Source organism: Neobacillus niacini (assembly GCF_000759675.1).
GTDB lineage: Bacteria > Bacillota > Bacilli > Bacillales > Cytobacillaceae > Neobacillus > Neobacillus niacini_A.
Genome location: NZ_BAWM01000005.1, coordinates 40,568 through 51,921, shown reverse-complemented (window position 1 = coordinate 51,921; position 11,354 = coordinate 40,568). Strand labels below are relative to the sequence as shown.

General features: G+C 37.4%; 13 protein-coding genes. 12 read left to right on the top strand and 1 reads right to left on the bottom strand.

What is annotated here, in order from left to right; all coding sequences use genetic code 11:
- The 10 genes from TR08_RS33020 to rsmI form a co-directional block, all read left to right on the top strand.
- On the top strand, positions 1-183 hold a 183-nt coding region (locus TR08_RS33020), incomplete at its 5' end, for a hypothetical protein (RefSeq protein ID WP_045515598.1).
- A 418-nt stretch (positions 184-601) separates the two neighbouring features.
- Positions 602-817, top strand: a complete 216-nt coding sequence (locus tag TR08_RS02810) for a sigma factor G inhibitor Gin (protein WP_045515596.1) — start codon at positions 602-604, stop codon at positions 815-817.
- Positions 818-910: 93 nt separating this feature from the next.
- Complete coding sequence (locus tag TR08_RS02805) at positions 911-2,350, top strand: aminotransferase class I/II-fold pyridoxal phosphate-dependent enzyme (protein ID WP_045515595.1); 1,440 nt, start codon at positions 911-913, stop codon at positions 2,348-2,350.
- A 21-nt stretch (positions 2,351-2,371) separates the two neighbouring features.
- Positions 2,372-2,989: a dTMP kinase gene (tmk, locus tag TR08_RS02800; RefSeq protein WP_045515594.1), complete on the top strand. Its 618-nt coding sequence runs from the start codon at positions 2,372-2,374 to the stop codon at positions 2,987-2,989.
- Positions 2,990-3,127: 138 nt separating this feature from the next.
- On the top strand, positions 3,128-3,457 hold the full coding sequence (locus TR08_RS02795; RefSeq protein WP_045515592.1) for a cyclic-di-AMP receptor: 330 nt from the start codon (positions 3,128-3,130) through the stop codon (positions 3,455-3,457).
- Positions 3,458-3,487: 30 nt separating this feature from the next.
- Entirely contained in the window at positions 3,488-4,495 is a 1,008-nt protein-coding gene (gene holB, locus TR08_RS02790) for a DNA polymerase III subunit delta' (RefSeq protein WP_045515591.1), read from the top strand.
- Positions 4,488-5,315 carry a PSP1 domain-containing protein gene (locus tag TR08_RS02785; RefSeq protein ID WP_045515590.1) on the top strand — a complete coding sequence of 276 codons (828 nt, stop codon included), beginning with the start codon at positions 4,488-4,490 and terminating at the stop codon, positions 5,313-5,315. The genes holB and TR08_RS02785 overlap by 8 nt, the downstream gene beginning before the upstream one ends.
- 12 nt (positions 5,316-5,327) lie before the next feature.
- The gene (gene yabA / locus TR08_RS02780) at positions 5,328-5,699 is read left to right on the top strand and encodes a DNA replication initiation control protein YabA (protein ID WP_045515589.1); all 372 of its coding nucleotides are present in this window, start codon (positions 5,328-5,330) and stop codon (positions 5,697-5,699) included.
- 55 nt (positions 5,700-5,754) lie between these two features.
- Positions 5,755-6,501, top strand: a complete 747-nt coding sequence (locus TR08_RS02775; protein ID WP_045515588.1) for a tRNA1(Val) (adenine(37)-N6)-methyltransferase — start codon at positions 5,755-5,757, stop codon at positions 6,499-6,501.
- An 18-nt stretch (positions 6,502-6,519) separates the two neighbouring features.
- Positions 6,520-7,401, top strand: a complete 882-nt coding sequence (rsmI, locus tag TR08_RS02770) for a 16S rRNA (cytidine(1402)-2'-O)-methyltransferase (protein ID WP_045515587.1) — start codon at positions 6,520-6,522, stop codon at positions 7,399-7,401.
- 44 nt (positions 7,402-7,445) lie between these two features.
- On the opposite strand, the gene TR08_RS02765 is transcribed toward rsmI, so the two are convergent.
- Positions 7,446-7,736 (bottom strand): AbrB/MazE/SpoVT family DNA-binding domain-containing protein, encoded by a 291-nt coding sequence (locus TR08_RS02765; protein WP_174524443.1) that lies wholly within the window; start codon positions 7,734-7,736, stop codon positions 7,446-7,448.
- Between the two features lie 474 nt (positions 7,737-8,210).
- On the opposite strand from TR08_RS02765, the gene metG reads away from it, so the two are divergent.
- Both metG and TR08_RS02755 read left to right on the top strand, forming a co-directional pair.
- Positions 8,211-10,178 carry a methionine--tRNA ligase gene (gene metG / locus TR08_RS02760; protein WP_045515585.1) on the top strand — a complete coding sequence of 656 codons (1,968 nt, stop codon included), beginning with the start codon at positions 8,211-8,213 and terminating at the stop codon, positions 10,176-10,178.
- A gap of 315 nt (positions 10,179-10,493) precedes the next feature.
- Positions 10,494-11,261: a TatD family hydrolase gene (locus TR08_RS02755; protein WP_045515584.1), complete on the top strand. Its 768-nt coding sequence runs from the start codon at positions 10,494-10,496 to the stop codon at positions 11,259-11,261.
- Positions 11,262-11,354 lie beyond the last annotated feature (93 nt).

Below are 11,354 nucleotides of genomic sequence, written 5' to 3'. Positions count from 1 at the left end.
GTTAAGCTTCTCAGCGCCGATGGTAGTTGGGACTTTGTCCCTGTGAGAGTAGGACGTTGCCAGGCAAACGAAGCACAACCTGATAAGGGTTGTGTTTTTTTATATGTTCTAAAAATGAAAAGGGAAGTAGTGGTGGAATCGTGCCCGTGCGTGGTTACTTTTGGAGGAAACGGTATCGATTAGAAGGTAATCGTGCCAGCGCGGTGATACTTTTAGAGAAAACGGTAACGATTAGCAGCTAATCATGCCCGCGTGGCAACACTTTTAAGGAAAACGGTAACGATTAACCCTTATCATGCAAGTTTGATTCCCAAAGCCTCATTTTTAATGAGTTAAGGTAACTAAAACCGTTTTTTGATTACTACAAACTTAACTTTTCTATATTAAAGGTAATCAAAAATCCAGACCATCCCCGTCAATCAACCTTAATAGCCAACCATCCTAATCTTTATATATAAAAAAGTACGAAGTGTTTTAGAATAAATCGTTACTAGACATACACCCAAAAGCAATTACCTACATAGGATATAACGAGGGATGCCCTGAGGAGGATAATTCGAAATTTTGTATACAATTATAGAATATCGGGAAGAATAGGTATATGGAGGTGGTGTGGTTGAGTTCATTAGCACATAGTCATTATCACGAAACGTGCGTTATATGTGAGGGTCTAAAACCAAAAGGGATACATCTATATACTTCGTTTATTTGTACAGATTGCGAAGAAGACCTAATTCAAACAGAAACAAATGACCCAAAATATAAATATTATCTAAAACAACTAAAAAAAATAACAACACCGGAAATTTTTTCATAGAAAGTCCATTTGGGCTTTATTTTTTTGTGAAGAAGGGGGTAGGTTTTGTCGTATTTTGTTAAAATAAATAAGACTCTTTGAAGGGGTATAACAATGAACAAACAAAATCGAATTCCATTATATGAAGCACTAGTCAATCACACAAAAATGAATCCTATGTCCTTTCATGTTCCAGGTCATAAATCTGGAACTATTTTTCACCAACAGGCAAAGGATATTTTTCAAAAGATTCTTAGAATCGATGTCACCGAATTATCAGGATTAGATGATTTGCACTCTCCTGTAGGCGTAATAAAAGAGGCCCAAGAGCTCTTAGCTGATCTTTATCAGGCTAAAGAAAGCTTTTTCTTAATCAATGGATCTACCGTGGGTAATTTGGCCATGATCTTGTCAGTTTGTGAGAAAGATGATGTTATCCTCGTACAAAGAAATTGCCATAAGTCAGTCTTAAATGCTTTAAAACTAGCAAAAGCACGACCTGTTTTTATTGAACCAGATTATCATCAGGAATGGAAGACAGCGACAGGTGTTTCGAAGGATATAGTTGAAAGAGCCATTTCCCTCTACCCAGAAGCAAAAGCGATTGTCTTAACCTATCCTAACTACTATGGAATGGTGTATGATTTAAAAAGCGTCATTGATCTTGCCCATCATCATAACATTCCTGTATTAGTAGATGAGGCACATGGTCCTCATTTTATTATTGGTGAGCCATTTCCGACGTCCGCTATCAAATTAGGGGCTGATATGGTCGTTCATTCAGCACATAAAACCCTTCCTGCCATGACAATGGGTTCTTATTTACATATAAATAGCAATCGGATTAGCAGCGACAAAGTTAAGGAGTACCTACAAATGCTTCAGTCCAGCAGCCCATCATACGTCATCATGGCTTCATTGGATCTAGCGAGAAATTATTTAGCAACATACCAACGAAACGATATAGAATACTTACTAAAAGAAATATCACGCTTTAAAAAAGAGCTATCAACCATCCAAAGTATAAAAGTACTAGAGTATCCTGACTCACATGGGGATAAATTAAAAATAACCATACAGTCAAGGAGTAAGTTAACTGGCTTTGAGCTTCAAAAAAGATTCGAAGAGATAGGTATATATACAGAGTTGGCAGATCCTTATAATGTTTTGTTGATTCTTCCCTTATTGAAGGAAAACCAAGACAGTATGCTAGTTGAAACAAGCAGGAAAATAAAAGAGGTATTAGCAGAGGTACCACAACATTCAATAGAGGAGGAATATAAAATTAGCTCTGGCAAAATCTCAGAGTTAGCCATCCCTTATGAAAAGTTGTTGAGCTATGAAAAAAAAGCAGTACCTATTTTACAAGCTATAGGAAATGTATGTGCGGAGACAATCATACCATATCCTCCTGGTATTCCCATTTTGCTAATCGGGGAGCTGATTACAGAGGAAAAGATAAATCATCTTGACCAACTAATGAATGCAGGAGCAAGATTTCAAGGAGGATCCTATTTAGATAAAAACCTAATTAACATATTTAGGACAAGTTAAGATTTTGGAGGTTTACTATTGATGAAGAGCGGTTTTTTTATTACATTTGAAGGCCCTGATGGTGCAGGGAAGACAACAATCATTAGTATGGTAGCTAAGGAACTAAACGAAGCACTACTAACCCGGGAACCAGGCGGTATAGATATTGCGGAACAAATCAGAAGAGTTATTTTGGATAAGGAAAATACATCAATGGACCCTAGGACGGAGGCATTGCTCTATGCTGCAGCTAGAAGACAGCATTTAGTAGAGAAAGTAATGCCAGCTATTGAGGATGGTAAGGTGGTATTGTGTGACCGCTTTGTCGATAGTTCACTAGCTTATCAAGGTCATGCCCGCGGTTTAGGAATTGATGAGGTATTTACCATTAATCAATTTGCTATTGAGCAAATGATGCCTGATCTCACTATTTATTTTGATATTGAACCTGAGTTAGGTTTGCAGCGAATTAACAAAAATAAAGGGCGAGAAGTGAATCGCTTAGATTTAGAAAACCTAGAATTCCATCATAAGGTCAGAGAAGGGTATCACCTACTAATGAAAAGGTTTCCTGATAGGATTGTAAGAATTGACGCCTCTGGTGAAGTAAATGACGTTTTTTCAAAAACGATGGAGGTTCTAAAAGCTAAATTATTCTAAAAAGAGCCTTCTGAGGCTCTTTTAATTTTTTTAGACAAATTTCAAAAGCACTCACTGTCGAATATCAATGTGCCAAGGACAAATAACTGTTATAATATAGGAAAGATAAATGACATATTGACGAAGGGGTTGGTCGAGATGAAACTTATCATCGCTGTTGTTCAGGACCAGGATAGCAACCGGTTATCAAAAGCACTGGTTGATAATAATTTTAGAGCGACGAAGTTGGCAACTACAGGCGGCTTTTTGAAATCTGGCAACACCACCTTTATGATTGGAACAGAAGATATTCGTGTGGACCGTGCATTGCAAATTATTAAGGATAACTGCAAATCACGGGATCAATTAGTAGCACCCGTTTCCCCAATGGGAGGGAATGCTGACTCCTTTGTACCCTATCCTGTTGAAGTTGAGGTTGGCGGTGCAACAGTTTTCGTTCTTCCAATTGAACAATATATGCATTTTTAAATCAATAATAATTGTAAGAGAGTGATGAACTTGGTAAAAACATGGGATCAACTAGAAGAGCTGCAGCCTACCGTACTAAAAATGTTAAAGAACAGTTTGTTGAAGAATCGTGTGGCCCATGCCTATTTACTTGAGGGAATCAGAGGGACTGGGAAAAAGGAAATCGCTTTATTAATCACAAAAGCTTTATTTTGTGAATCTTTAATAGAGGGCTTTAAACCATGTGGAGCCTGTCATAATTGCCGTCGTATTAATAGTGGTAATCATCCAGATGTCCATAAAGTTGAGCCCGATGGGTTATCGATAAAAAAACAACAAATTCAAGACCTTCAGGAGGAGTTCTCAAAAAAAGGTGTTGAATCGTCAAGAAAGGTTTATATGATTAGTGACGCTGATAAAATGAGTGTGAGTGCGGCAAATAGTTTGCTAAAGTTTCTAGAGGAACCAAACTCACAAACTACAGCTTTTCTATTAACAGAGCAGCCTCAGCAACTGTTACCAACTATTCTTTCGCGTTGCCAAATATTATCATTTAAACCATTATCTCCATTAGCAATGATTAATCAATTGACTGAAAACGGCGTAAATCCAATGAAGGCACCCTTATTAGCGCAGTTAACGAATAGCCTTGATGAGGCTTATGAATTAAATCTCGATGATTGGTTTGCACAAGCTCAAAAAATAGTGTTAAAATTGTATGAGGTGTTGAAAAAAAATTCTTTAGAAGCAATGGTAACGCTTCAAGGGGATTGGTTTTCACACTTTAAAGAGAAAGAACAGATTAATCGTGGTTTAGATCTTTTACTTCTTATTTTTAAGGATTTATTATATATACAATTAGATAAACAGGAGCAAATAGTCTTTAAAGCTGAAAGTGACCGGTTGAGACAGTATGCTCTTGAAACATCCGGACGGCGGTTATCGGATCAAATGTCGGCTATTCTCGAAGCAAAAAGGAAGCTTGCGGCTAATATGAATCCGCAGCTAATGATGGAAGAGCTTGTGTTAAATTTGCAGGAGGGATCTTCATTTGTATGATGTTGTAGGAGTACGCTTTAAAAAAGCGGGTAAAATCTATTATTTTGATCCAGGAGACCTCTCAATTCAAAAGGATGACTTTGTGATTGTCGAAACAGTACGTGGAGTAGAATACGGGAAGGCCGTTGTCCCACGAAAACAGGTTGAAGAGCACGATGTTGTTTTACCTTTAAAAAGGGTAGTGAGAATTGCGGATCACAAGGATCGAATGATCGTTGAAGAAAATAAACAAGCTGCCCAGGAAGCATATGATGTTTGTAATGAAAAAGTAAATGGACATCAATTAGATATGAAACTAGTGGATGTTGAATATACATTTGACCGAAATAAAGTGATCTTTTATTTTACTGCTGACGGAAGAGTAGATTTTCGTGAGTTAGTAAAAGATTTAGCATCCATTTTTCGGACAAGAATTGAATTACGCCAAATCGGTGTCAGGGATGAAGCAAAAATGCTTGGAGGAATTGGTCCATGTGGAAGAATGCTTTGCTGTTCCACATTTCTAGGTGATTTTGATCCTGTGTCCATTAAGATGGCTAAGGACCAAAATCTCTCATTGAATCCTACTAAGATATCCGGTTTATGCGGTAGACTAATGTGTTGTTTAAAATATGAAAATGATGAATATGAAGCTGCAAAAGAACAACTGCCTGATTTAGGAGAAGTGATTGAAACTCCTCAAGGTCGAGGAAAAGTGGTAGGATTAAATATATTAGAGCGGGTACTTCAGGTGGAACTAAAAGAACAGGATCGAGTTCTGGAGTATACATTGGATGAAATCAATAAAGAAGGTGCCTTTTCTATACAATCCACAGATTAAGAGGTGTGAGACGTGGATAAAAAAGAGATATTTGAATCAGTAAGTAATATGGAAACGCAAATTGGCCATCTTTACCAACAGCTCGGGGAATTAAAGCAGCATTTAGCCGAAATACTAGAAGAGAATCATTATTTAAAGCTTGAAAACGAACATCTAAGACGCCGTTTAGATGTAACCACGGAAAAAGAAAAGAAAGATGAGAAGGTTAAAAAAGGGACAACTTCTCGCGTATCTACTGGAGATCGATCTTTAGATATCGGAGAAGGCTATGATAATCTCGCTCGTCTATACCAAGAAGGATTTCACATTTGTAATCTTCATTTTGGAAGCTTACGTAAGGAAGGCGATTGCTTATTTTGTCTCTCCTTTCTTAATAAGAAATAACATGAAGAGGTTGACTCAGGTCAGCCTCCATTTTTTTATATATTATTTGAGGTGGATGGTTGTGGTTATTTTAAAGGATGATGAACGACTTGATTATTTGCTTGCTGAAAATCTAAGGATTATCCAAAGCCCGTCGGTTTTTGCTTTTTCGCTAGATGCAGTTTTACTTGCTCGGTTTGTATATGTCCCGATACAAAAAGGGAATATCATCGATTTATGTAGTGGGAATGGGGTTATTCCATTATTTTTAAGCGCCAGGACTAATGGCAATATTATAGGTGTAGAGATACAAGAACGTCTTTATGATATGGCAGTAAGAAGTATTGAATATAACAGCCTTCAGGAACGCCTTCAGATGATCCATGGAGATATAAAAGAAATGCCTAAGCAATTAGGATATGGGAAATATGATGTAGTTACCTGCAATCCTCCCTATTTTACAACTCCTTCAACAGAAGAAATAAATCCGAATGAACATCTGGCCATTGCCCGTCACGAGATACTATGTACACTTGAGGACTCTGTAAAGGCTTCAAGCCAATTAGTAAGGCAGGGTGGGAAGGTTGCATTTGTCCATCGTCCGGGAAGGTTAATGGATATCATAACTATCATGCGTCAGTACCGCCTTGAACCTAAGCGCATTCAGTTTGTCTACCCAAAGCAAGGAAAAGAGGCAAATACATTATTAATTGAAGCGATTAAAGACGGCAGTCCGGATTTAAAAATACTTCCTCCCTTATTTGTTTATAATGAAGAGGGAGAATACACAGCGGATATCAAAAAAATACTATACGGCGAATAAATGAAACGGGTGGTTACAGTGTGGCAGCAAAAGAGTTTTGAAAATGAGGCGCAAAAAGGAATACTTTATCTTGTTCCAACGCCAATTGGCAATCTTGAGGACATGAGTTTTCGTGCTATAAGGATTTTAAAGGAAGCAGATTTGATCGCTGCAGAGGATACACGAAATACAAAAAAGTTATGCAATTACTTTGAAATTCAAACGCCTGTTGTCAGCTATCATGAGCATAATAAAGAATCGAGCGGAGAGAAGCTCATTCATAAGATAAAGGAAGGCTTAAAAATTGCTTTGGTGAGTGACGCGGGCATGCCAGCCATATCAGATCCAGGATATGAGCTGGTTTATGCTGCAATAAATGAGAAGGTAACAGTGGTTCCGTTACCCGGTGCAAATGCAGCTCTCCCTGCTTTAACAGCTTCAGGGCTTATTTGTCAGCCCTTCTATTTTTATGGTTTCTTAAACCGAAGTAAAAAAGAAAAAAAGTCTGAGTTGGAGGGTCTAAAGAAACAAACAGGAACGCTTGTTTTTTACGAATCGCCCCATCGTCTTAAAGAAACCTTAACCAGTATGTATGAAATTTTGGGGAATCGCAAAGTAGCTATTTGTCGAGAATTAACGAAAAAGTTTGAGGAATTTATTAGAGGTAGTTTAGAGGAAATAGTGGAGTGGGCTAATCAGGATGAAATTCGCGGTGAATTTTGTTTGATTATTGAAGGTGCCGATGAAAGTAAATTAAAGGAAGAAGAAATATCCTGGTGGGAGACCTTATCGATTGAAGAACATGTTAATCACTACATAAGTGTAAAAGATATCCCTTCAAAAGAGGCAATTAAACAAACAGCTAAAGATCGAGGAATAAACAAACGTGAGGTGTATCAAGCCTACCATATCGATCAATAAATCATAAAAAAGCTTCTCCTGGTTTAGGAGAAGCTTCATTTATATTATTTTACTAATTCAAATTGGCTTTTGATTTCATTTACTAATTGTTCTGCACCTTCACGGCTAAGGATTAACTTTCCGCCAGCAAGTGCTAAGTTATCATCAGAAACTTCACCAGTTACTTGGCAAGTCATATTAGGTTTGTATTTCTTTAAGATAATACGCTCATCATCAACATAAATTTCAAGTGCATCTTTTTCAGCAATACCAAGTGTTCTTCTTAATTCGATTGGAATTACCACACGACCTAATTCATCAACTTTACGGACAATACCTGTAGATTTCATTTTAATAGCTCCTCTCATATTAAACCTATTAATTTATATTTCTATCTATTCGTCATTTTTCGACATTATTTTTATAAACTTATAATACCAGCCATTCCAATTTCCGTCAATTAATTTATAGTAAAAAATAATGGTAAATATTATCATTTTGTCGGATTGTTGATATATCAATGAATTATGAATGATCGTTCAGGTGAAATAGAAATTTAACACTATTGTTATGATAAAAAATACATTTTTAATCTATTTATAAAATTCGACAAAAAACTACAATAATCAACTATTTCATTAGTATAATTTTCGACAGGGATATAAGCTTTTTGGGGGGTGATGAGAAAAAATAAAATAAATCTAGTGTTTATAAATGGGGTTTATTGCACAATTATTGATTTTTGGGTATATTTTGATGATATAGAAGGATGAAAAAAGGTAATAATGTTTTAATAGAAATGTCGATTGTCTATATTAGGAGGGTATCAAATGCAAGAAAAATTAAAAACCTTTTATCTCACCACTCCGATTTATTATCCGAGCGGAAATTTACATATTGGCCATGCTTATACCACGGTAGCTGGAGATGCAATGGCACGCTATAAAAGGATGCGCGGCTTTGATGTTATGTATTTAACCGGTACAGACGAGCACGGGCAAAAAATCCAGCGCAAAGCAGAGGAAAAGGGAATATCCCCACAACAGTATGTGGATGAAATCGTCGATGGGATTAAGGACCTATGGAAAAAGCTTGATATCTCTTATGACGACTTTATTCGAACAACGGAAGAGCGACATAAACAAATTGTCGAAAGGATTTTTGCTAGACTACTTGAACAAGGGGATATTTACCTCGATAAATATGAAGGCTGGTATTGTACACCATGTGAATCCTTTTATACTGACCGCCAGTTAGTCGATGGGAATTGCCCAGATTGCGGCAGACCAGTAGAAATTGTTAAAGAAGAATCTTACTTTTTCAAGATGAGTAATTATGTAGATCGACTGTTGCAATATTATGAAGAAAATCCAGAGTTTATCCAGCCAGAGTCACGAAAAAATGAAATGATTAATAATTTTATTAAGCCAGGCTTAGAGGATTTAGCTGTTTCTAGAACGACCTTTGATTGGGGTGTAAAAGTACCGGGAGATCCAAAGCACGTCATTTATGTTTGGATTGACGCGTTATCCAATTATATTACAGCCCTTGGCTATGGCACAGATAATGATAGTAAATATTTGAATTATTGGCCTGCAGATGTTCATCTAGTTGGAAAAGAAATTGTTCGTTTCCATACGATTTATTGGCCAATCATGTTAATGGCCCTTGATCTTCCACTTCCTAAAAAGGTCTTTGCTCATGGCTGGCTTTTAATGAAAGACGGGAAAATGTCTAAATCAAAAGGAAATGTAGTCGACCCTGTCACATTAATTGATCGCTATGGCCTCGACGCCCTTCGATATTATTTATTAAGAGAAGTGCCATTTGGCGCAGACGGTGTCTTTACGCCAGAAGGATTTGTGGAAAGAATTAATTTCGATTTAGCCAATGACCTTGGCAACCTGTTAAACCGTACAGTGGCAATGATTGAGAAATATTTCGATGGCGTTATTCCTATTTATTCTGGCTCTACGGGTGAGTTTGATGAAGCATTGCTTCAAGTCAACCGTGAAACCGTCTCAAAATATGAGGAAGCAATGGAGAAAATGGAATTTTCAGTTGCATTGACATCCATTTGGCAATTAGTGAGTCGTACCAATAAATATATTGATGAAACACAGCCATGGACATTGGCAAAATCAGAAGAACGAAAAGCTGAGCTAGCTAGTGTAATGGTTCATTTAGCAGAATCATTAAGAAGAACAGCCATTCTTCTCAAGCCTTTCTTAACGGTAACACCGAATGGTATCTTTGAACAACTGGGTGTTAATAAAGAGGAACTTAAAACCTGGGAGAGTTTGTCTGACTTCGGTGCTATTCCAAGCGGAACGAAAGTTTCAAAAGGAAATCCTTTGTTCCCACGCCTTGATATTGCAGATGAAGTTGAATTTATCCGTGCAAAAATGGGAGGTTTTGCTCCAGTCGTTGAGGAGAAGCAAGAAGAAAAACAAGAAGAAAAGCCGGAAGAAATCGTTGAAATCGCTATAGATGATTTCATGAAAATTGATTTGAGAGTGGCAGAAGTCATTCAGGCTGAACCAATTAAAAAGGCAGATAAGCTTCTAAAGCTTCAGTTGGATTTGGGCTATGAAAAACGTCAAGTAGTCTCAGGTATTGCCGAGTACTATAAACCTGAAGAATTAGTTGGAAGAAAAGTCATTTGTATTACCAACCTTAAGCCGGTGAAACTACGCGGTGAATTATCACAAGGTATGATATTAGCAGGATCAAAGGATGGTGCATTATCGCTCGCCACAGTTGACCAAACATTACCTAACGGTTCTAAGGTAAAGTAAATAACCATTTAGAAGAGCCTTTATAGGCTCTTTTAATTTGAGAAATGTCTAGCTGCATAAGAGTAAGCTACGGAAGCGGAACCTCGCACGAAAGAAAGGCGTTAGCTTTTCTGAGGAGCGCCTAGGGGCTCGGGGTCATAAGCTTGTCTAGTTGCGGCTCCTTGGGACTCGAGGAAAAAATGAACTGCTTTTTTCCCTGGTCAAGGCGCTTCCGCTTTGAAATGTTCCACGTGAAACAAAATTCGTGGCATTTCCATTTTTTCTTTATACATTCGACAAGAAATAGTGATGAAAATCAACAAAGGAGATTTGATCATGTTATTTGATACACATGTCCATTTAAATGCGGAACAATTTGAGGAAGATTTAGAAGAAGTCATTTCAAGGGCTCAAGAGGCGGGAGTATCAAGTATGGTTTGTGTTGGCTTTGACAGACCCACCATTAAAAGAGCAATAGAGCTTGCTGAAAGCTACGATTTTATCTATGCATGTGTTGGCTGGCATCCAGTGGACGCAATTGATATGACAGATGAAGATCTGCTTTGGATAGAAGAGTTAGCCTCCCATCCAAAAGTGGTGGCAATAGGAGAAATGGGATTAGATTATCATTGGGACAAATCCCCAAAAGATATTCAAAAAGAGGTATTTCGTAAGCAAATTCAGTTAGCTAAAAAGGTAAAGCTTCCAATTGTCATTCATAATCGGGAAGCAACAGCTGATATCGTAGAAATTTTACAGGAGGAGGGAGCAGCTGAAGTTGGAGGAATCATGCATTGCTTTAGCGGAAGTCCTGAGGTTGCCGTAGAATGTCTAAAAATGAATTTTTACATATCACTTGGCGGTCCTGTTACTTTTAAAAATGCAAAAAAACCTAAAGAAGTGGCTGAGGTGGTCCCTTTAGAAAAGCTGCTGATTGAAACAGACTGTCCTTATTTAGCTCCACATCCTTATCGTGGAAAACGTAATGAACCGGGATATGTAAAGCTTGTTGCAGAGCAAATTGCCGAAATTAAAGGCCTATCCTTTGATGAAGTTGCAAACGTCACGACTGCTAATGCGAAAAAAATATTCGACATAAACTGATAGACAAGCTTGTCGAAGTTACTAGAAGCTTGTCCGAATTTATTAATATAACTTAAAGTTCTACACGTCTCCTTTTCCTCATAGGATAACCGT

Coding starts and splice junctions, on each gene's coding strand:
- metG (WP_045515585.1), top strand. CDS start 8,211: ATGCAAGAAAAATTAAAAACCTTTTATCTCACCACTCCGATTTATTAT.
- TR08_RS02805 (WP_045515595.1), top strand. CDS start 911: ATGAACAAACAAAATCGAATTCCATTATATGAAGCACTAGTCAATCAC.
- tmk (WP_045515594.1), top strand. CDS start 2,372: ATGAAGAGCGGTTTTTTTATTACATTTGAAGGCCCTGATGGTGCAGGG.
- TR08_RS02795 (WP_045515592.1), top strand. CDS start 3,128: ATGAAACTTATCATCGCTGTTGTTCAGGACCAGGATAGCAACCGGTTA.
- TR08_RS02810 (WP_045515596.1), top strand. CDS start 602: ATGGAGGTGGTGTGGTTGAGTTCATTAGCACATAGTCATTATCACGAA.
- TR08_RS02775 (WP_045515588.1), top strand. CDS start 5,755: ATGGTTGTGGTTATTTTAAAGGATGATGAACGACTTGATTATTTGCTT.
- TR08_RS02755 (WP_045515584.1), top strand. CDS start 10,494: ATGTTATTTGATACACATGTCCATTTAAATGCGGAACAATTTGAGGAA.